General features: G+C 65.7%; 19 protein-coding genes. 9 read left to right on the forward strand and 10 right to left on the reverse strand.

Translation table 11 applies throughout. The annotated features are described in order from the left end of the window. The first annotated feature begins 1 nt into the window (after position 1). A complete protein-coding gene (locus G7Y49_RS03985) occupies positions 2-859 on the forward strand; it encodes a hypothetical protein (protein ID WP_165171364.1) in 858 nt (285 codons plus the stop codon). A gap of 12 nt (positions 860-871) precedes the next feature. Here the strand turns inward: G7Y49_RS03985 and G7Y49_RS03990 are convergent, their stop codons facing one another. The 3 genes from G7Y49_RS03990 to G7Y49_RS04000 all read right to left on the reverse strand — a co-directional run bounded on the left by G7Y49_RS03990 (position 872) and on the right by G7Y49_RS04000 (position 2,695). Continuing rightward, positions 872-1,849 carry a hypothetical protein gene (locus G7Y49_RS03990; protein WP_165171366.1) on the reverse strand — a complete coding sequence of 326 codons (978 nt, stop codon included), beginning with the start codon at positions 1,847-1,849 and terminating at the stop codon, positions 872-874. After that, positions 1,842-2,348, reverse strand: coding sequence for an RNA polymerase sigma factor (locus tag G7Y49_RS03995; protein WP_241157260.1), 507 nt, complete (start codon positions 2,346-2,348; stop codon positions 1,842-1,844). Before G7Y49_RS03995 ends, G7Y49_RS03990 begins: the two co-directional genes overlap by 8 nt. A gap of 176 nt (positions 2,349-2,524) precedes the next feature. Then, on the reverse strand, positions 2,525-2,695 hold the full coding sequence (locus tag G7Y49_RS04000; RefSeq protein ID WP_165171368.1) for a hypothetical protein: 171 nt from the start codon (positions 2,693-2,695) through the stop codon (positions 2,525-2,527). A 488-nt stretch (positions 2,696-3,183) separates the two neighbouring features. Between G7Y49_RS04000 and G7Y49_RS04005 the strand changes: the two genes are divergently transcribed. Then, complete coding sequence (locus tag G7Y49_RS04005; RefSeq protein WP_165171370.1) at positions 3,184-4,455, forward strand: ATP-binding protein; 1,272 nt, start codon at positions 3,184-3,186, stop codon at positions 4,453-4,455. Positions 4,456-4,555: 100 nt separating this feature from the next. Continuing rightward, positions 4,556-4,870 carry a hypothetical protein gene (locus G7Y49_RS04010; RefSeq protein ID WP_165171372.1) on the forward strand — a complete coding sequence of 105 codons (315 nt, stop codon included), beginning with the start codon at positions 4,556-4,558 and terminating at the stop codon, positions 4,868-4,870. On the opposite strand, the gene G7Y49_RS04015 is transcribed toward G7Y49_RS04010, so the two are convergent. Then, a complete protein-coding gene (locus G7Y49_RS04015) occupies positions 4,842-5,210 on the reverse strand; it encodes a phage holin family protein (RefSeq protein ID WP_165171374.1) in 369 nt (122 codons plus the stop codon). The two genes, G7Y49_RS04010 and G7Y49_RS04015, sit on opposite strands and share 29 nt — an antisense overlap. A 100-nt stretch (positions 5,211-5,310) precedes the next feature. On the opposite strand from G7Y49_RS04015, the gene rlmD reads away from it, so the two are divergent. The 6 genes from rlmD to G7Y49_RS04045 all read left to right on the forward strand — a co-directional run bounded on the left by rlmD (position 5,311) and on the right by G7Y49_RS04045 (position 14,937). After that, a complete protein-coding gene (gene rlmD, locus G7Y49_RS04020) occupies positions 5,311-6,810 on the forward strand; it encodes a 23S rRNA (uracil(1939)-C(5))-methyltransferase RlmD (RefSeq protein WP_165171376.1) in 1,500 nt (499 codons plus the stop codon). Between the two features lie 53 nt (positions 6,811-6,863). Next, positions 6,864-8,081 (forward strand): tRNA lysidine(34) synthetase TilS, encoded by a 1,218-nt coding sequence (tilS, locus tag G7Y49_RS04025; protein ID WP_165171378.1) that lies wholly within the window; start codon positions 6,864-6,866, stop codon positions 8,079-8,081. Between the two features lie 10 nt (positions 8,082-8,091). Continuing rightward, entirely contained in the window at positions 8,092-8,883 is a 792-nt protein-coding gene (locus tag G7Y49_RS04030; protein WP_241157264.1) for a nucleoside triphosphate pyrophosphatase, read from the forward strand. A 395-nt stretch (positions 8,884-9,278) separates the two neighbouring features. Further along, positions 9,279-11,408, forward strand: coding sequence for a diguanylate cyclase (locus G7Y49_RS04035; RefSeq protein ID WP_165171380.1), 2,130 nt, complete (start codon positions 9,279-9,281; stop codon positions 11,406-11,408). Positions 11,409-11,469: 61 nt separating this feature from the next. After that, complete coding sequence (locus G7Y49_RS04040) at positions 11,470-11,838, forward strand: Hpt domain-containing protein (RefSeq protein ID WP_165171382.1); 369 nt, start codon at positions 11,470-11,472, stop codon at positions 11,836-11,838. A gap of 150 nt (positions 11,839-11,988) precedes the next feature. Continuing rightward, positions 11,989-14,937 carry a response regulator gene (locus G7Y49_RS04045; protein ID WP_165171384.1) on the forward strand — a complete coding sequence of 983 codons (2,949 nt, stop codon included), beginning with the start codon at positions 11,989-11,991 and terminating at the stop codon, positions 14,935-14,937. 70 nt (positions 14,938-15,007) lie between these two features. Here the strand turns inward: G7Y49_RS04045 and G7Y49_RS04050 are convergent, their stop codons facing one another. The 6 genes from G7Y49_RS04050 to G7Y49_RS04075 are packed head-to-tail and all read right to left on the reverse strand — an operon-like array spanning position 15,008 to position 19,192. Next, the gene (locus G7Y49_RS04050) at positions 15,008-16,081 is read right to left on the reverse strand and encodes a type IV pilus twitching motility protein PilT (protein ID WP_165171386.1); all 1,074 of its coding nucleotides are present in this window, start codon (positions 16,079-16,081) and stop codon (positions 15,008-15,010) included. A gap of 8 nt (positions 16,082-16,089) precedes the next feature. Then, positions 16,090-16,587, reverse strand: a complete 498-nt coding sequence (locus tag G7Y49_RS04055) for a S4A5 electrogenic sodium bicarbonate cotransporter 4 (RefSeq protein ID WP_165171388.1) — start codon at positions 16,585-16,587, stop codon at positions 16,090-16,092. Beyond that, on the reverse strand, positions 16,584-17,279 hold the full coding sequence (locus tag G7Y49_RS04060) for a hypothetical protein (protein WP_206214547.1): 696 nt from the start codon (positions 17,277-17,279) through the stop codon (positions 16,584-16,586). The genes G7Y49_RS04055 and G7Y49_RS04060 overlap by 4 nt, the downstream gene beginning before the upstream one ends. A 2-nt stretch (positions 17,280-17,281) precedes the next feature. Then, positions 17,282-17,779 carry a DUF4860 domain-containing protein gene (locus tag G7Y49_RS04065; RefSeq protein WP_165171390.1) on the reverse strand — a complete coding sequence of 166 codons (498 nt, stop codon included), beginning with the start codon at positions 17,777-17,779 and terminating at the stop codon, positions 17,282-17,284. Continuing rightward, positions 17,776-18,051 (reverse strand): hypothetical protein, encoded by a 276-nt coding sequence (locus tag G7Y49_RS04070; protein WP_241157261.1) that lies wholly within the window; start codon positions 18,049-18,051, stop codon positions 17,776-17,778. The genes G7Y49_RS04065 and G7Y49_RS04070 overlap by 4 nt, the downstream gene beginning before the upstream one ends. Before the next feature lie 55 nt (positions 18,052-18,106). Then, positions 18,107-19,192, reverse strand: a complete 1,086-nt coding sequence (locus G7Y49_RS04075) for a type II secretion system F family protein (protein WP_165171394.1) — start codon at positions 19,190-19,192, stop codon at positions 18,107-18,109. Between the last annotated feature and the right edge of the window lie 28 nt (positions 19,193-19,220).

A 19,220-nucleotide genomic window follows, 5' to 3' on the forward strand; every position in this document is an offset into this window, starting at 1 on the left:
TATGATCGGGAAACTCGGATCTTGTGTCAAGACAGCTGCTCCCGCGTTTAGGGCCGCTCCTGTCGTCATGGCATGCTGCATCTTCGTGGTGGTGTCCGCGGCCTTCGTCTCCTGCGCGGAACAGACGACCTATCTCTTGGCGAACGGACTCAGGCCCGGCTACCTTGACAGCCTTGTCTGGCTTTTCTCGTCGCACAGGGGCATCCCCTTGCTGTGGTGTGTCGCACCGGCTGCGCTCATGGTATGGCTGACGGTCGCCAGTTCCAACCGCCAAGGGGTAAGTTGGGCTGTTCGCCATGGGAGCGCGCGTGAGCTGTGGGTCGAGGATGTTGCGGACGCAGTCGTAGGGGCGCTTGTCTTCGCTGTGGCGACGGTGCTGTCGGCGTGCGCGGCAGCTGCAGTATTCTCGGGAGATTCGGCGGCAGACTTTGGCCCCCACGGGGTCTTTGCTGCGGTGACCGGGCAGGTGCCGGTGGAGCCCTTGGATACCGCTGCCGTTATCGCCGAGGCTACTGCGCTGTCGATTCTCGTTCTCGCCGTGTTCGGAACTGCGTTCCAGTTCGGAAGGCTGCTGCTGGGCGGTCCCGCCGTGCCGTTCGCCGTCTTGGTTTTGCTAGGTCTTCCGGCTGTTCATGGCCCTCAAGCGTTCTTCATAGAGGTAGCGCGACTGCTGAGCTTGGACGTCGATCCGAATGGCGTCACGAACCCCCTTTCACTTCCCTTCTACGTGAGCTCGGTGTTCTACGGCTCATGGCTGCCGGGTGCTGGCCATGGCCTTTGGCTGCAGGCCGCGCTCTTCGCAGCCCTTTTTGTCATGGGCGTTCTAGTCGCGTCGCGCAAAGATCTCCTGCGCTCGTGACGGTCCCGCAGCCTAGCGCACTTTCTCCACGAGATTAAACAGCGAAGGCTCCCCTGACAGGGAGGCCCACGCCTCGGCGTCGGTCGAGTCTGGCAGTTGCGACAGACAGGCGCGGTACATGTCCTCGAAGCCCTCGGCGGGATCGAACCCGTAGGATTTTGCCTGTGACGTGCCGTCGGAGAATGTTGCGGTGGCGATGACGGTGACGCCTGCGAGCCGCTTGGCATCGCAGGAGGCGAGTAGTGTCTCCATCCCGTCCGCGTCATCGGTTTCGTAGAGGCTATCGAATTTGCTTCTCTCCTCGTCGTCGAGCACGTAGTCCAGCCTGATCTCCCTCACGACTGGTTCGCCGTCGTTGAACGGAATCGCGAACGACTTCGACGACTCCTCTGCGAGGGATCCCTCGCTCCCTTGACCGCTCTTCCAACTTCCATAGGAGACCCCCTCGCCCTCTATCGAGTACTCCACTGCGTCCACGTTTCTGCCGATGACGGTCATGTCGAAGACATAACACCTGCTGACGGCAACCACGTCCCGACTCACCGTGTCAGTTGTCGCATCGTACAGGTATCCCGCGCTGGTGCGCGAAGGGTAGAACTTCTCAAGTCCGATCCCCGCCGAATCGTCTCCTGATCGCGACGGCTCTTCCGCATAGGCGACGAGTGAGAAGGAATTTCCGGAGAGGGCTGCTCCTATCCTATCGGGTATGCAAGCGCCGAATAGAAGTCCCACACCTGCGATGATGGCCAAGCATGCGACGAGAACCGTTCTCCATGCCGGTGAGGGGACGATTGCGCCGCCGCTGGGCTTTCGTGGGGGGATGCGCCTTCGCCTCGGAGCGTTCATTCTCCTAGCAGACGGGGAATCATTCTTTGCTTCGGGCCTGTTCGGCAGTCCGAGAGCCTGTCTCGTCCTGCGCTTCAGCTCATCGCTTGCCCTCACGTTCTCCTCGATGCGTGCGTAGGCCCGTCTGAACTCGCCTTCATTCATCGCCTGCTCCTTCCAGCGATATTCGGAGCGCCTTTCGCGCCCTGTGGAGATGCGACCTCACGGTCGCTGGCTTCTCGCCGATGATCGAGGCTATCTCCTCTGTCGAATAGTTCTCGTAGTAGTAGAGGTGTATGATGGTTCTCCTGATCGGCGGCACAAGCGCATCGATTGCGCTCTCAAGGGGCGTCTTCGACAGGTGTGGATCCTCGTCTCTTGTGATTGCGCTCTCCTCGTCGAGGATCGCGGTTGGCCTTCGTTTACGGAGCACATCATAGCAGCAGTTGACGGTGACCCTTATGAGCCAGGCCTTCAAGTGCTCGTCGCTTTCTATGCGAACCTTCGACCTCAAGAGCCTCATGAACACGGTTTGGAATACGTCCTCGGCATCGGCTGTGTTTCCCGTGAGGCGTTGGGCGACCCTCATGACGGTGTCGCCCCAGGCGTCGATGGCCTCGTTGACGTCAACGTCATAGGCGCTCTTTCTGTTGAACAAGCTCAATCAACGCTCCTTTGAAGCGAATACGTGCCATGAGTCGAATTTGCTGTGACGAGCGAAGGAGGGCGTCATGGTGGGGTGACAACGCGGCATGTCCGCATTTGCGAAGGACTCAAATGCGGACGTAGCGATCATGCCCTTAAGGCCAAGAGGAGGGCCTCACGCCGATGTCAGCATGCTCACGTGCGATCGACCAGATGGAGGTTGTAGATGTTGTCCGGCTCCGGGTATCGCTTTCCAGGCTCCAGCTGTTCGCAGCCAAATGCCTTCTCCAGAACTCTCTCGGCAAGGCCCTCGGGAACCTTCGTTGACTCCATCATCCTAATGTAGTCTTCGAGCCATTTGCTCATGATGCGCTCCTTCCCACTCGCGTGTCTAGAAGGAATACGTATGAAGGCTCGATTATGTTGCACCGATGCCAAAAAAAACGCAATTTGCCCACCCGCTGCTCCGAAATCCGCGGAGGCCATAAGGTGCTTCATTCGCGCTACGCGGGATAGCACCAGCGGTTGTGCACCTTTTGGCTGTCTTTCTGCATCGATCGGCGTTGAGTTCTCGAGAATGAAGGAGACGACTCTCTTTCTGAGGCAAGGAGTTGGCTTTGCTCGCTACATCATCTTGTCGTAGAGACGAGGCAAGATGCGGAGACTGTGAGAGAATGGAGCAAATGGCCTGGTGTTTGGCACTAAAGATGGCAATCAACCTTTGAGAAAACGGGTTGTCAAAACTAGTTTCCAAATCTTGCCAAAACTGGTAGCAAGAATTTGCCAAAACTAGTATCATCGCAGATCAGTAGCATAATGCCAGCAGGACGAACCTATCGGAAGCAGGAGCAGCCATGCGCGAATACCTTCCCCGGGTTTACGACGGGATTCTCCGGCAGCGCGTCAAATCGAAAGGTGCCGTGCTGATTGAGGGACCGAAATGGTGCGGAAAGACGACGACGGCTGAGCAAATTGCTCGAAGCGTCGTGTATCTCCAAGATCCCCGAACGAAGACGCAGAACCTGCGCCTAGCCGAAATTGCGCCGCGGGAACTTCTGAAGGGAGAAGTTCCTCGACTCATCGACGAATGGCAGCTCGCCCCTCAGCTCTGGGATGCGGTGCGCTTTGAGGTTGATCAGCGAGACGACTTCGGCCAATTCATCCTGACGGGCTCTGCGGTTCCAGCCGACACGAGCTCAATAAGTCATACGGGAACGGGGCGAATCGCCCGCTTGAAAATGCGGCCGATGAGTCTCGTCGAATCCCGTGATTCGACGGGCGCCGTCTCGCTGGAAAAGCTCTTCGGGGGAGAACGGGTTCCCATTGTGCGCGTCGAATCCTCGCTTGAGCACATGGCATTCCTTCTCTGTCGCGGCGGATGGCCCAAAGCCGCCGGTCTCAATGCAGAGACGGCGCTCCTGCAGGCTCCGGACTACCTGGACGGAGTGGTGAACTCCGACATCTCCCGCGTGGACAAGAAAGAGCGCGACCCGCGCATCGCTCGCGCCCTGCTGCGATCCTACGCGCGGATGTCAGCGTCCCAGGGGAAAGTGACCGAGATGCTGGCGGACGTCAATGCGCAGGGTGTCGCGGCGAGCGAGAGCACGATCCGCGACTACGTCAAGGCGCTCGGCCAGATATTCGTCATCGAGGACTTGCTTGCGTGGAATCCCAACCTGCGGTCGAGAACAGCGATTCGCACCGCTCCTACGAGGCACTTCGTCGATCCGTCCATCGCGGCCGCCGCGCTCTCCGTTGGGCCGGGAGACTTGATGGCTGACCTCAACACGTTCGGACTTCTGTTCGAGAGCATGTGCGTTCGGGATCTTCGTGCGTACGCAGACGTTCTCGGCGGTGACGTCTACCACTATCGGGATCGCTCGGGGCTTGAGGCTGATGCAGTCGTTCATCTGAGAGACGGCCGCTACGGTCTTGTGGAGGTCAAGTTGGGAGGAGACACGCTCGTCAACGAGGGCGCGAAGAGTCTGCTTGCCCTCCAGAAGAAGATAGACGTCGGCAAAGTCGGGTCGCCCTCGTTCCTTATGATTCTCACGGCGACGGGCGACTACAGCTACTACCGAGAAGACGGGGTGTATGTGGTGCCTCTCAATGCGCTCGCTCCCTGATCTGCTACGTCCGGGAGGTGCTCTGCTTGGGATGTCGCACCCCTTTCCTTCATGTTATAGTCAGAGAATAATCTGGCTATTCCATTGACAAGGAGCGGCTATGGAGGCGATCTTTCCCATCACGGCTCTCACCAAGCAGCAGGCCAAGGTCAAGAAGGCGGCGAGCGAGGACATCGTCCGCATAACGGAGAACGGGGCGGCCGCATGGATCTTCGCCTCCGAGGAGGCGTTTGAGCGCAGGGTGGAAAGCGCTGTCGAAGAGGCGCTCTGCGAGGCGTCGGTCGCCTCGGTGGTCGCCCGAGGGACGCGCGACTACGAAGAGGGGCGCTACGTCGTGGGGACTGACGCCGCGCGCGCGAAGCTGGATGCCATGCGGGTTTGCGACGCTAGTCGTTGCCGCCTACGATGCCGTTGACTATCCCCGACACGATGGAGATCACGATGGCGGCCACGAACCCGCTGCCGAAGGTGGCGATCTCGAAGCCAACGTTGAACAGGCCGTTCGCCAGCCAGGCGGAGAGATAGAGCACGGCGGTGTTCACCACGAGGTAGAACAGCCCCAAGGTGAGCACCGTCACGGGCAGCGAGAGCACCTGCAGGATGGGCTTCAGCGACATGTTGATGAGCGCGAGCACGAGCGCCAGAAGCGCGATGCTCGCCCACGAGTCGCCGCCCAGCACGTCGATGCCGGGCACGAGCCACACGGCGGCGGCCACGGCGACGGCGGTTACGATCCAGCGGAGGATGAAGTTCATGGAGCTTCCTTTCGCGAAGGGGTTTGGTCCACTATAGCAAAGTGATGTGAAAGCTCCTTGCGCGAAGCAGCGCGGTAACCGATGTGACAAAATGGTAAGCATGGAAAAGAAGAACGCATCACAACGCAACAGCAAGCGCCCCGCGGCGAGCACGAAGGGCAAACACTCCCAGGCCAAGGCGCCGGGTGGCAAGCCTGCGAAGGGCAAGGCGCCGAAGGGGGGCGCGGGCAAGCCCAGCGCGAAGGCCGCGAAGCACGCGGGCGCGAAGGCGCCGAAGGCGGGACCTGAGAAAGCCAAGGCGCCGGGCTGCAAGCTCTGCGCGGTGTTCGGGCGCTGCGGCGGCTGCAGCCTGCTCGACATGCCCTACCGCGCGCAGCTTATCGAGAAGCAGCAGCTCGTGATCGACCTGTTCGCGCCGCTCGCCGACCTCACGGCGCTGCGCCCCATCCTCGGCATGGACGACCCCTTCCACTACCGCAACAAGGTGGTGTCACCCTACGCGCCGGGCCGCAAGGCCGCCGCGCAGCCGCGCCGCGGCAAGGCGGCCGCGCGCCCGCAGGCACGCCGCGAGATCCTCACCGGCATGTACGCCAAGGGCACCCACCAGCTCATCCCCACCGACACCTGCGCGCTCGAGAACGAGACGGCCAAGGCGATCACGCTCGCGGTCCGCGACCTCATGCGCCGCTGGGACATCGCGCCCTACGACGAGGACACGGGAGAGGGCTTCATGCGCCACTGCGTGGTGCGCGTGGGACACTCGAGCGGCGAGGTGCTCGTGACGCTCGTGACCAACGACGACGAGTTCCCCTCGTCGAAGTCGTTCTGCCGCGAGCTCGTGCGCCGCGCGCCGGCTATCACCACCGTGGTGCAGAACGTGAACACGCGCCAGACCAACGTGATCCTCGGCGAGAAGGAGCGGGTGCTCTTCGGCCCCGGGTTCATCCTCGACGAGCTGTGCGGCCTGAGCTTCCGCATCTCGTCGCACTCGTTCTACCAGGTGAACGTCGCGCAGACCGAGGTGCTCTACCGCGAGGCCGTGGCGCTGGCCGACCTGCGCGGCAGCGAGACGGTGATCGACGCCTACTGCGGCACGGGCACCATCGGGCTCGTGGCGGCGCGCGCCGGCGCCGGGCGCGTGATCGGCGTGGACAACGTGGAGTCGGCCATCCGCGACGCGCAGCAGAACGCACGGCACAACCGCATCGACAACGCCGAGTTCATGGCGCTCGACGCGAGCGCGTTCATGGCCGCGCTCGCCGTGAAGCGCGCAGGGGACGAGCGCGAAGGCGGCGCGGCCCTGGCGGACAGGTCCAACGCGGTCCCGGCGGACGCTTCCGCAACGCTGGCGGGCGCTCCCGCCGACGACCTCGTCCTCATGATGGACCCGCCGCGCGCGGGCTCCACCGAGCGCTTCCTGGACGCGGCCGTGCGCCTGGCGCCCTCGCGCATCGTGTACATCTCGTGCAACCCCGTCTCGCAGGCGCGTGACGTGGCGTACCTCGTAGAGCGCGGCTACCGCGTGGAGGTGGTGCGGCCGGTCGACATGTTCCCGCACACCGACCACGTGGAGTGCATCTGCAAGCTGGTGCGCGCGTGAGGCGTCCTGCCCGGGGGTTCTGCGGTTTCTGCGGTTGAAAGTGAGAATTGATCATGGGTGAAGGAAAAGCAAGCGAAACCATCGCGGCGCGCGTGATCGAGCAGGCGCGGCGCACCATGGCCGACCACGCGCTGGCCGGCCCCGACACGGCGGCCCTGCTCATGGTGTCGGGCGGGTCGGACTCCACGGCGCTCGCCTACGTCGCGTCCGAGCTGCGCGCGCAGGGCGCCCTCGGCGCGCTCGCCATGCTGCACGTGAACCACAAGCTGCGCGGAGAGGACGCTGACGACGACGCGCGCTTCGTGGCCGAGCTCGCCCACGCGCTCGACATCCCGCTGTTCCAGTGCGAGATCGACATAGCCGCCGAGGCTGCGCGCACGCACGAGAACGTGGAGGCCGTGGCGCGCCGCGAGCGCTACCTGGCCGCGAACGAGGCGCTGCGCTCGATGTGCCAGCACGAGGCGTATCCGCTGGCTGACGGGCGCATCTTCACGGCGCATACCGCCGACGACCGCATCGAGAGCTTCTACATGCGCTCCATCGTGGGCACGGGCCCCGGGGGCTTCCGCTCCATGCGCTACCGAAACGGCCCGGTGGTGCGCCCCATGCTCGACCTCACGCGCGACGAGCTGCGCTCCTACCTGCACGAACGCGAGCGCGCAGGGCAGCGCGCGGTGTGCGACGCGGCCGGCGAGCTCTGGCGCGAGGACGCCACCAACGCCCACACCGACCGCTTCCGCGCCTTCGTGCGCCACAACATCGTCGCGCGCGCGAAGGAGTGGGACGAGCACATGCCCGCCACGCTCATGCGGTCGATGAACCTCATCGCCGACGAGGACGACATGCTTGAGGAGATGGCCGCGCGCCTGGTCGAGGAGCAGGTGGCGTGGGCGGCCCAGGACGAGACGTGGGGGATCGACCTCACGGAGGGCTTCGTGCTGCAGCCCGGCTTCGGCGCCTCCCCGCGCCCGCTGCAGCGTCGCGCCGTCCGCCAGCTGCTGCTGCGCATGCTGGGGGCCGAGGCGCGCGTCGAGGCCGCGTCGGTGGAGGCGGTGCTCGACGGCTTCGACGCGCAGACGGGCGCGCCGGCCGGTGGGTACGTGGCCAACATCCAGAGCGACCTGGCGGTGAGCGCCAACAAGCAGGGCGTGCGCGTGGAGCCCATGGCGTACTTCCGCGCGCGCCGGAAGAAGAGGGACGCGAAGGCTGAGGGGGACGCGAAGGCGCAGAAAGACGCGAAGGCGCCTTCGGGCAGCAGCCAGAGCAACTAGACGAGCGATCGTGAGGAAAGACATGCAGGACAGCCAGACAACCGACCAGATGACCGACCAGCCGAGCGAGCAGGCGGCCAGCCAAGCAGCCAGCCAGGCAGCCGATCAGGCAACCGGCCAGGCCTCCGACCAGGCAGCCAGCCAGGCGAAGGGCGCCTCCGCCGCCGAAGCCGCCCCCGCGTTCGAGGTGATCCTCGCGAGCGGCAGCCCGCGGCGGCGCGAGCTGCTCGAGCAGGCGGGCGTTGCGTTCACGGTGCGCACGCCGGTGACGCCGGTGGACGAGTCGCTCGAGCCCGACCTGGCCGCGCAGCCCGAGGAGGCGTGCAAGAAGCTCGCCGAGCGCAAGGCCGGCGCCGTCATCCAGGAGGTGCTCGCGGAGGACTACACGGGCATGCTCATCGTGCTCGGCGCCGACACCATGGTGGTGAAGGACGGGCAGATCTTCGGCAAGCCGCGCTCGCTCTCCGACGGCAAGCACATGCTGCGCGCGCTGTCAGGCGCCACCCACGAGGTGATCACGGCGGTGTCGGTGTGGATGGTGGCGGCGCCCGAGGCCGAGAAGGTGTCGCTCGGGTTCCGCACGTTCGCCGACGTGAGCCGCGTGACCTTCCGCGACCTGACCGACGAGGAGATCGCCGACTACCTGCGCTGCGGCGAGTCGTTCGACAAGGCGGGCGCCTACGCCATCCAGGGCGAGGGCGCGTCGCTCGTGGACCGCTACGAGGGCTCGCTCGACACCATCATCGGCCTGCCCGCCGCCCGCCTCGTGCGCGAGTTCCCCGACCTGCTCGCCGCGCGCTAGCCGGCGGCCACCTCTCCTCCGGCCGTTCGCAAGCTACCCGGCGGCCGCGCGCTCGCCGGCGGCCGGCCGTTCGCCTGCCGCCCCTCCTCCGCCACCTGCGGGGGAGGGGCCGCACGTTCGGCTTCCTCCCCCTCCCGCATTCAGGTGCCCCCGGCGCATGGCGCTTGCCTGCATATTGAAGTTTGAGCAGGGTGCAACTCGCCCTCTCAACGTGCCCTTTTCGTGGTATGATCATGGGTAACGCAATAAAATGGGGAGAAGACCACCAAGCGGGGCGATGCGCGCTTGCAGCGTGCGCAGCGCGTGCGGCGTCGCCGTGGGATCCGGCCGAGCGAAAGGAACTGCCAGGTGCGCGCTGGTTCGCAATCGAATCGTCAACGGGGAGGGGGCCCCGCATGCTGAACGTTGCTCCCCAGAACAAGAAGAAGACCGTGCTCGTGGTCGACGACTCGATGTTCAACCGCGAGCTGCTCGTCGACATGATGGGCGACGAGTTCAACGTCATCGAGGCCGAGAACGGCAAGCAGGCCATCGCCGCCATCAGCAACCTGGGGCTGGGGATCTCGCTCGTGCTGCTCGACTACGTGATGCCCGAGATGGACGGCTTCGCGGTGCTGTCGGTCATGCAGAAGCGCGGCTGGATCAAGGACATCCCCGTGGTCATGGTGTCCACCGAGAACGACCCGGCCTACATCGAGCGCGCCTACGAGCTCGGCGTCACCGACTTTCTGGCCCGCCCCTTCGACATGAACATCGTGCGCCATCGCGTGCGCAACACCATCATGCTCTACACCAAGCAGCGCATGCTGGCCGGCATGGTGGCTGACGAGATCAACGAGCGCGAGCGCGACGTCAACCTCATGGTGTCCATCCTGAGCCACATCGTCGAGTTCCGCAACGGCGAGAGCGGCATGCACGTGCTGCGCGTGCGCATCCTCACCGAGATCCTGCTCGCCCACGTCGTGGCCAAGACCGACGCCTACCGGCTGTCCCCGGACGACATCTCGATGATCTCGATGGCCTCGAGCCTGCACGACATCGGCAAGATCGCCATCGCGGAGGAGATCCTCAACAAGCCGGGCCGCCTGACGAAGGAAGAGTTCGAGATCATGAAGACGCACGCGGCCGTGGGCGCCGAGATGCTCGACGACCTTCCCGCCGGCAAGGACGAGAAGCTCGTGAGGGCGGCCTACGAGATCTGCCGCTGGCACCACGAGCGCTATGACGGCCGCGGCTACCCCGACGGCCTGAAAGGCGACGACATCCCGCTGTCCGCCCAGGTGGTCGCGCTGGCCGACGTGTACGACGCGCTCACGAGCGCGCGCGTGTACAAGCCCGCCTACTCCCACGAGAAGGCCGTCGCCATGATCACGGGAGGCGAGTGCGGCGTGTTCAACCCGCTGCTCATGGAGTGCTTCCGCGAGAACGCCGACGACATCCGCGACCAGCTGGAGAGCGTTTCGCGCGACGGGCAGGGCGGCTTCGGCTCGAGCTACACGGCGAGCACGCTGATCGGCATGCCCGAGGACACCATGACGAGCCACACCATAGACCTGCTCGACTACGAGCGCATGAAGTACAGCTTCTACGCCGAGATGTCCAACGAGGTGCAGTTCGAGTTCACGCGGGATCCCGCCATGATAGTGGTGTCCGACTACGGGCGCATCAACCTGGGGCTTCCCGAGGTCATACCCAACCCGTGCAAGGACGGGGCGCTCCTTGACATGATCGGGGAAGAGGGCATGGACGAGGTGCGCCGCCGCCTGACGGCCGCCGTGCCCGACGACCCCATCGTCCACTTCGAGCTGTGCGGCGTGGTGCACGGCGAGACGCGCTGGTTCTCCGTGGTGGCGCGCACGCTGTGGTCAGACGGCGAAGAGCCCGTGCTCACGGGCGCGATCGGCAAGCTCGTCGACGTGCACGACCAGCGCTCGCTCATGCTCGACCTGCAGTTCAAGGCGTGGCATGACTCGCTCACCGCGCTGGCGAACCACGCGTACGCGCGCAAGCTGGCCATCGAGCGCATGTCGGCGTACCCCGACAGCATGTTCGTCATGCTGATCGTCGACCTGGACCACTTCAAGGAGGCCAACGACACCTACGGGCACGAGTTCGGCGACCACGTGCTGCGCTACTTCGCCGACCGGCTGCGCGCGAGCGTGCGCGAGGGCGACTTGGTGGCGCGCATCGGCGGCGACGAGTTCCTCGTGTTCATGCGCTGTGACGTCGATACCGACCAGCGTCACCTTGCGGAGCGCATCCACCGGTTCATCCGCGGCGAGTACGAGGGCTTCCCGATCTCGTCGAGCATGGGCGTGTCCTGCTCGGTCGTCGTGGGCGATGACTACGACGAGATGTTCCGCTATGCCGACCGCGCGCTCTACCGCGTGAAGCGCTCGGGCGGCGGCGCGGTCGCGTTCTGCGTTGACGAGGCGGACTTCCCGCACGACCATTCGAGCCTGTCCCCCATTGACGAGCCCACCATCGAGAACCTCGAGAGGCGTGGGGGGGGGTCTACCCGATGAAGAGTAAGAAGAGACCTGGCGGCGCGCACGGCGCTGCCGATGAGAAACAAGGAGTGAGATCATGACCCTGGAAACATGCTATGCCATGATGGGCGGCGATTTGGAAGGGGTGCGCGGGCGCCTGCGCACTGACGACCGCGTGGCGAAGTTCGTGGGCATGTTCCCGCACGACGAGACGTTCGCCACCCTTGAGAGCGCCTTGGGGGCTGGCAGCCTGCCCGAGGCGTTCCGCGCGGCCCACACGCTCAAGGGCGTGAGCCGCGATTTGGGCTTCACGCCGCTCTTCGAGGTGTCGGACGCGCTCGCGAACGTGCTGCGCCCCGCCAAGGACGGCGGAGAGGTCGACGTGGCCGCGGCCGAGCAGCTGATGGGGGACGTGAAGCGCGCCTACGAGCTCACGCTCAAGGCGCTCGCGACCATCGACGAGTAGTCGAGCGAGCGAGCAAGCAGGTACGCAAGCAAGTAGGCGGGCAAGCAAGCAAGACCGAGGTGGCGCCCGGGCTTCCCCCGCGGGAGGCCGGGGGCGGGGCGCCATCGCGCAAGATAACTTCGACAGGACGGGAGAAGAAGGTTTCTCATCATGAAAGGTGATGAAAAGAAGGAGCTCCGCTGGCGCATCGGCATCGCGGCGGTCGCGGTGCTGTGCGTCGTGGCGGTCATCGGCGCGTTTCTGGCGATAAACTACCAGCGCACGATCGCCCAGAACGAGATGTTCCTCGAGGCCAGCACGAACCAGGTGCTCAACCGCCTCGACAGCGAGTTCGAGTTCTCGCAGCAGAGCCTCTACCTGTCGCGCGTCATCTTCGAGGAGGCCCAGCCGCAAGGCGCCGAGGCCATCTGCAAGGAGTTGGCGTTCCTCGAGGCGGGCACGCCGTTCGAGTTCCTGGCCTTCGAGTCGGTCGACCGCACCACGTACAACTCGCGCGGCAAGGTCAGCGAGGCTCCGCCGCGCAAGGTGCAGGTCACCCGGTCGGGCGTCAGCACGCTTCTGGACGATCGGATCGGCGAGGGGCTCAACATCGTGTTCTACGAGCCCATCTACAACGGGGACGAGTACGTCGGCGTCCTGTCGGGCGTGTGGAGCAACGACCTGCTCGAGGAGGCCATCTCAGCCACGTTCTTCAGCGAGTACACGTCCACCTACCTGTGCGACTCCGACGGCACCGTCATCGCGTGCTCGAGCCAGTTCGTGACGGTCTCCTCCGACAAGCTCGACATCTCCTCGGTTGACAGCACCGAAGGCGACACGGTCGGCGAGATGCAGGAGTCGCTGGCGCGCGGCGAGAGCGTGACGTTCTCCTACGAGTCACCGCGCGGCCTCGGCCTCGCCTACATGGTGAAGCTCTCCGACCACGACTGGACCCTGGTGCGCACCTATCCCGCCAACATCAACGCCTCCTTCGTGGAGAGCGCGAACATCATGGGCTTCGCGGCCATCGTGGCGATCGTCGTGGTGTTCGCCGTCCTCGTGGCGATCATCATAGTGCGCTCCTCGCGTGCGAACAAGGCCATCACCATCGAGAAGGACCAGTTCAGGCGCGTGACCAACGCGTCGTCCGAGCTGTTCAAGCGCTTTGCGATCCTCGATTTGGAGAACGGCATATACGAGTACATCAAGGGAGAGGACCTCGACGGGCGCCTGCCCATGCGCGGCGAGCTCGAGGACTTCTCGAACTTCTGGATCAGCCAGGCCGTCTACGACGACGAGCAGGAGAAGGTGCGCGAGATGATCGGCTCCTCGGTCATCAGGAGCAACTTCGACGACGGCGTGCGGATCCTGCGCTTCGAGTACCGCGTCAACTTCCAGGGCGAGACGCGCTGGCTGCAGCCGTCCATGGTGTGCCTGCGCCGCACCGCGGACGGGCGCGCCGCCAGCCTGCTGTACGCCGTGCAGGACGTGACCGTGGTGAAGGAGGAGGAGGCGCGCGCCCGCGAGGCGCTCGAGGACGCCTGCCGCGTCGCCGACCAGGCGTCGCGCGCGAAGAGCGACTTCTTGGGCAGCATGAGCCACGACATCCGCACGCCGATGAACTCCATCATGGGCCTCACGGCCATCGCGACCATGCACATGGACGATCCCGAGCGCGTGAAGGACTGCCTGCAGAAGATCACCGTGTCGAGCCGGCATCTGCTCGGCCTCATCAACGAGGTGCTCGACATGGCGAGGATCGAGAGCGGCAACATCGGCCTGTCCGAGGACGACTTCGACCTGCCCGAGGCCGTGGAGAACCTGCTCACCATCATCCACCCGCAGGTGTCGGCCAAGCACCAGCACCTGAAGGTCGACATCTCCAACGTCACGCACGAGCACGTGGTGGGCGACTTCATGCGCCTGCAGCAGGTGTTCGTGAACATCATGGGCAACTCGGTGAAGTTCACGCCCGAGGGCGGCACCATCGGCATGACCATCAGGGAGATCCCGTCGCGCATCGGCGGCTGCGGGCAGTACGAGTTCACGTTCTCCGACACGGGCTGCGGCATGAGCGAGGAGTTCGTCAAGCGCGTGTTCGACCCCTTCTCGCGCGCCAACGACAACCGCGTCACCAACGCCGAGGGCACGGGCCTGGGCATGTCCATCGTGAAGAGCGTCGTCAGCCTGATGAACGGCACGATCGACGTGAAGAGCAAGCTCAACGAGGGCACCACGTTCACCGTGACGGTGCATCTGAAGCTGCGCGAGGTGGACGCCGAGGACACGACGGCGCTGGCCGACCTCAACGTGCTGGTGGCCGACAACGACGAGACGGCGTGCGAGGGCGCGTGCGAGCTCCTCGAGGAGATCGGCATGAACCCCGAGTACGTGCTGTCCGGCGACGCCGCCATCGCGCGCGTGAGGGAGACGTACGACACGAGCGACGAGTTCATGGCGGTCATCCTCGACTGGAAGATGCCGGGCAAGAGCGGCATCGAGACGGCGCGCGAGCTGCGCCAGATCCTGCCCGACCACGTGCCGATCATCATCCTGTCGGCGTACGACTGGATGGCCGTCGAGCAGGAGGCCCGCATGGCCGGCATCGACGCGTTCGTGTCGAAGCCGCTGTTCAAGTCGCGCCTGATCCACGTGATGAACAGCCTCCTGGGCGAGGCGCGGCACGAGGACGCGCGCGACCACACCGACCTTCTGCGCGAGGCCGACTTCTCCGACAAGCGCATCCTTCTGGTGGAGGACAACGAGATCGCGGCCTCCATCGGGCTCGACATCCTGTCGTTCACCGGCGCTGCGGCCGAGTGCGCCGAGAACGGCAGGGTGGCGATCGAGATGCTGAGCGACAACCCGCCGGGCTACTACGACCTGATCCTCATGGACGGGCAGATGCCGGTCATGAACGGCTACGAGTGCGCCCACACCATCCGCTCGATGGGCCTGTCCGGACGTCCCGACCTCGCGTCGCTGCCCATCGTGGCGCTCACCGCCGACGCCTTCGCCGACGACGTGAAGCGCGCCCTGAACGCGGGCATGAACGCCCACATGACCAAGCCGCTCGAGATCGACGCCCTCATGAAGGTCCTCGCCGAGTTCTTAGGGTAGGGAAAGAAGAAGGCGGGCGCGATAGTCGCGCCCGCCTTCTCTTCGCTTCAGCTGCCCTGAGCGGCTTGTCCTACAGTCCCTCCACCTCGAAGCGCTTCGCAAGCGCCTCCTGGTGATGCCCGTACTGCAGGGCCACTTCCTTCGCCACCTTGCCCGCCTTCACGAGCTCGAACAGGCTCTGGTCCATGGTGCGCATGCCCTCGGCCCCGCCGGCGGCGATGGCGCTGTCGATCTGGTGCGTCTTCGCCTCGCGGATGAGGTTGCGGATGGCGGTGTTCGTCACCATGATCTCGAAGGCCGGCATCACACCGCCGTCGATCGTGGGCACGAGCTGCTGGCTCACGATGGCGCGCAGCACCATGGACAGCTGGATGCGGATCTGGCGCTGCTGCGAGGCCGGGAACGCGTCGACGATGCGGTCGACCGTGCTCGCCGCGCCCGAGGTGTGCAGCGTCGAGAACAGCAGCTGCGCCATCTCGGCGGCGGTGACGGCGGTGCTGATGGTCTCCTGGTCGCGCATCTCGCCGAGCAGGATGACGTCGGGGCTCTCGCGCATGGCCGAGCGCAGCGCCTCGCCGTACGTGGCCACGTCGGTGGGCACCTCGCGCTGCGTCACGATGCACGTGCCGTGGCGATGGATGTACTCGATGGGGTCCTCCATGGTGACGATGTGCCCCGTGCGCTCGTGGTTGAGCTTGTCGATGATGCACGCGAGCGTGGTGGACTTGCCTACGCCGGCCGGGCCCGTCACCAGCACGAGGCCCTTCTGGAACTGCGTCAGGCGCAGCACCTCGTCGGGGATGTGGAAGGCGGCGGGGTCGGGCAGGCCGAAGGGGATCACGCGGATCACCGCGCCGTACGACCCGCGCTGGCGGAAGATGTTCACGCGGAAGCGGCCGATGCCCGCGATGGCGAAGGAGAAGTCGTCGTCGTGGTTGGAGCTGCGCTCGAACCCGTCCATGCTGCGCCCGGAGACGGCGTAGATGCTGCGCACGATCTCCTCGGTGTCGGCGGGCATGAACGGGGCGATGTCGAGGCGCACCTGCCGGCCGCTCGCCTCGTAGGTCAGAGGAAGGCCGGCGATGATGAAGACGTCGGACGCGCTCACGTCCACCATGTCCTTGAGCAGCTGTTTCAGTTCCATGTTTTCTCCTATCGTGATTGAGCGGAGCCCGACCACAGCACCTCGCCAGAGCCGGCTTCATTCCATTGGGTAGTGGCGCGCCACTGAGAGATCTCGTAGGTGGCGTCAGGGCGTATGGTGAGGACCACCGAGAGCGTGCGCCCGCTGTCGCAGGCGAACTCGACGCAGGCTTGGCTGCCCTGCAGGGAGGCGCCCTCGTAGCCGCTGATGACGTCTTGCACGGCGAGCAGGGCGGCACTGGCGAGGTCGCCCTCGGCGCTTGCGCTTGCGCGCACGGCGGCGAGCGCCCCGTCGACCTCGGCGACGAAGCTCTGCGCGGCCTGCTCGTTGACGTAGGTGTCGGTGGTGAAGCGCGCCTGCTTCTCGGCGGCGCTGTAGGCGGCCTGCGCCGTGGTCACGGCGAGCACGGCCATGACGGCCAGGCACAGCACGATCACCAGCGAGAACAGGCTCACCGGGCCGATGCGCACCGACCCGCCCTGCCCGGCGTGGGGGTTGCTGCTCATAGCGTCACCTCCTCGCGCGTGTCGTTCGCGGCGCTCGCGGTGGGCGCGGCTTCGCCGGCAGGGCTCGCGGCCTCGCCTGCGCTGCGCGCGTCGCCCGCGGCGTTCGCTGCGCTCGTGAGGGCTGCGGTGCTCGTGAGGGTCGAGAACTCGTCTGTGACAGAGAAGCTGGAGAAGCTCACGGCTTGCGCGGCCCTGCTCGCGCGCGCGGCTGCCGCCTCGTTCGAGACGTAGCGCGCCGTGTCGAGCTCGTAGATCGCGTGCCCGTCGCGCGAGACGGTGATGTGCGCCTCGTAGAGCACGCCCGCCTCCTGCGCGTGCTGCTCGACGTCGCGCGTGAGCTGGAAGCCCTCGGCGACGCCCGTGCTCGCATTCGCACCTGCCGCGCCCGTGCCCGCCGCGCCGCGGCTTGGCCCCGTGGGGTCGGCCGCGAACGCCTCGGCGTCGTTCGACGCGAGCACCGCGGCGTACGACAGGTCGTCGGCCGCCGCGCCGCGCTCGTAGGACGACACCATGAGCCCGGTGAGCACGGCCAGCGAGCTCATCATGAACACGAGCAGGAACAGCGCCTCCACCACGAACGCGCGCTCGTGGCGCGTCCTCTGCTCGGCAGGGCGGGCGCGGCGGCGCATGCGCTCCAGGTTGGCGACCGTCGCGTCGTACTGGTCGTACTGGTCGTATTGGACGTCAGGCATCTTCAGGCACCTCCTCGCACGCTGCGCAGGGCGACGCACGCGGAGCCCTGGTCGGTGTAGATGGTCAGGAGCCCGTTGCGGTACTCGAAGTCGAAGCGGCTCGACTCGACCACCTCGCGCGCCCGCTCAGGCGTGAACGTCGAGCCCGCGCGCGTGTACTCCTCCATGACGTACCCCTCGTACCAGTACAGGCGCGTCTCGTAGGTGCCTGCCTCGAGGTGCTCGGTCAGCACGAGCGCCGGGCCCTCGGGCCCCTCGGCCACGCCCACGGCGTCGGTCACGTCGTTGGTGCGCACGGAGTTCGACAGCAGCGACAGCCCCAGGCGCATGTCGTCGGCCTCGGTGCGCATGGCGTTCGCCGAGCGGTACGCGTTCATGCCGACCAGGAGCGCCACCAGCAGAAACAACGTGATGACGGCGAACAGCAGCGTGGCGAACATCCGCCCGCCGCGCCCGCGCTCGCTTGCCAGGTTGTCCCGCGTCGTCTCGTACCCGGTCATTTCGCCAACACCACCACGTTGGGCATCACGTTGCCCGCGAACACGCTGTAGGTGATCACGTAGTCGCCGTGGTTCACCACCAGCCCGTAGTTGTCCTCGAGGTAGGTGAGCGAGGAGGGGTAGGACCCCTCGATCGCGCAGCACTGCTTCGCGCTGCTCAGGATGGCGTTGCGCACCGACACCTCGCCCTGCTCACGCAGCGACGCGCTGATCTGGCCGTATGCGAACCATCCCACCGCCACGACGAGCACGGCCGCAAGAAGCGCGCCCATGCGCCGCCGTGTCCGGCGCCTCACCTGTTCTCGTGTAAGCTCGCGACGCATGGCGCTATCCTATCGAGCTCATGATGCCGATGAGCGGGAGCATCACGGCGATCAGCGTAGCGCCGATGCTCACGGTCAGAAACGCCGCCAGCGTCGGCTCGACGCTGTCGATCACGTTGTCGATGCGGGTGACGGCGTCGTCGAAGAACGTGTCGGACAGGCTCGAGAGCACGGTCTCCAGGCTGCCCGTGCGGGAGCCCACCATGAGCATGCGCGCGTACATGGGCTCGAACACGCCGCTCTCGGAGATGGCCTGCGGGAGGCTCTTGCCCTGCGCGGGGTCCACCATGACGTCGCGCGCCTGCGCGAGCTTGTCGTGCAGCTCGGCATGCTCGACCATGTCGACCGCGCGCTGCATGGCCGTGTCGGTGTCGATGCCGGCCGAGATGAACGTGGCCAGCGCCGCGGTGAAGCGCGCTATGGCGATCTGGCGCATGGGGTCGCGCGTGGCCGGCACCTTCTCGAGCAGGTGCACGAGCTTCTCGCGCCCGCCGGGCGTCGAGCTCACGGCCATGCCCACGAGCACGAGCACCGTGCACAGAAGCGTGACGGCGAGCGCCGCCCAGCCGATGATGATGGACACGTTCACGTAGGCGAACGAGCCGGCGGTCAGGTCGCCTGAGAGACCCTCGTACACGTCGATGAACACCGGCAGGATCACCGCCGCGGCGAACAGCAGGATCACCGACATCACGCACAGAAGCGCGGCCGGGTACGCGATGGCGCTGCGCGTCTTGGCGTAGAGGCGGTCCTCCTCGTCGTAGTGCTTCGCCAGGCTCCACAGCACGCTCTCGAGGCGGCCCGAGCTCTCGCCCGCGGCCACCATGCTCACCAGGTGGGTGGGGAACGCGCCGCTCAGCTCAAGCGCCTTCGCGAGCGGCTTCCCCTCGACGAGCGCTGCGTACACGTCGCCGCATGCGGCCCTGAAGCCGCCGGCGTCCTCCGGGGCGCCCTTGCGCGCGCCGGCGCCCTGCTGATCCTCGCCGAGCAGGTACAGCGCCTCGTCCGTCTGGATGCCGGCGGAGTACATGATGGCCAGGCTCTCGCAGAAGGCGGAAAGCACGCCGCTTTCGAGCATCTTTGTTGCCATGTCCGTGTTCGCTCCTTGTCTTTCTGTC

The organism is Adlercreutzia sp. ZJ242 (assembly GCF_011038995.1).
In the GTDB taxonomy this organism is placed as follows: Bacteria; Actinomycetota; Coriobacteriia; order Coriobacteriales; family Eggerthellaceae; genus CAAEEV01.

Excerpts from the sequence above, each read along its gene's own strand:
- G7Y49_RS04045 (WP_165171384.1), top strand. The coding sequence starts at position 11,989 with ATGAAAGGTGATGAAAAGAAGGAGCTCCGCTGGCGCATCGGCATCGCG.
- G7Y49_RS03990 (WP_165171366.1), bottom strand. The coding sequence starts at position 1,849 with ATGAATGAAGGCGAGTTCAGACGGGCCTACGCACGCATCGAGGAGAAC.
- G7Y49_RS04060 (WP_206214547.1), bottom strand. The coding sequence starts at position 17,279 with ATGCCTGACGTCCAATACGACCAGTACGACCAGTACGACGCGACGGTC.
- tilS (WP_165171378.1), top strand. The coding sequence starts at position 6,864 with ATGGGTGAAGGAAAAGCAAGCGAAACCATCGCGGCGCGCGTGATCGAG.
- G7Y49_RS04070 (WP_241157261.1), bottom strand. The coding sequence starts at position 18,051 with ATGGGCGCGCTTCTTGCGGCCGTGCTCGTCGTGGCGGTGGGATGGTTC.
- G7Y49_RS04015 (WP_165171374.1), bottom strand. The coding sequence starts at position 5,210 with ATGAACTTCATCCTCCGCTGGATCGTAACCGCCGTCGCCGTGGCCGCC.
- G7Y49_RS04055 (WP_165171388.1), bottom strand. The coding sequence starts at position 16,587 with ATGAGCAGCAACCCCCACGCCGGGCAGGGCGGGTCGGTGCGCATCGGC.
- G7Y49_RS04010 (WP_165171372.1), top strand. The coding sequence starts at position 4,556 with ATGGAGGCGATCTTTCCCATCACGGCTCTCACCAAGCAGCAGGCCAAG.
- G7Y49_RS04000 (WP_165171368.1), bottom strand. The coding sequence starts at position 2,695 with ATGAGCAAATGGCTCGAAGACTACATTAGGATGATGGAGTCAACGAAG.
- G7Y49_RS03985 (WP_165171364.1), top strand. The coding sequence starts at position 2 with ATGATCGGGAAACTCGGATCTTGTGTCAAGACAGCTGCTCCCGCGTTT.
- G7Y49_RS04065 (WP_165171390.1), bottom strand. The coding sequence starts at position 17,779 with ATGACCGGGTACGAGACGACGCGGGACAACCTGGCAAGCGAGCGCGGG.
- G7Y49_RS04005 (WP_165171370.1), top strand. The coding sequence starts at position 3,184 with ATGCGCGAATACCTTCCCCGGGTTTACGACGGGATTCTCCGGCAGCGC.
- G7Y49_RS04040 (WP_165171382.1), top strand. The coding sequence starts at position 11,470 with ATGACCCTGGAAACATGCTATGCCATGATGGGCGGCGATTTGGAAGGG.
- G7Y49_RS04035 (WP_165171380.1), top strand. The coding sequence starts at position 9,279 with ATGCTGAACGTTGCTCCCCAGAACAAGAAGAAGACCGTGCTCGTGGTC.
- G7Y49_RS04050 (WP_165171386.1), bottom strand. The coding sequence starts at position 16,081 with ATGGAACTGAAACAGCTGCTCAAGGACATGGTGGACGTGAGCGCGTCC.
- G7Y49_RS04075 (WP_165171394.1), bottom strand. The coding sequence starts at position 19,192 with ATGGCAACAAAGATGCTCGAAAGCGGCGTGCTTTCCGCCTTCTGCGAG.
- rlmD (WP_165171376.1), top strand. The coding sequence starts at position 5,311 with ATGGAAAAGAAGAACGCATCACAACGCAACAGCAAGCGCCCCGCGGCG.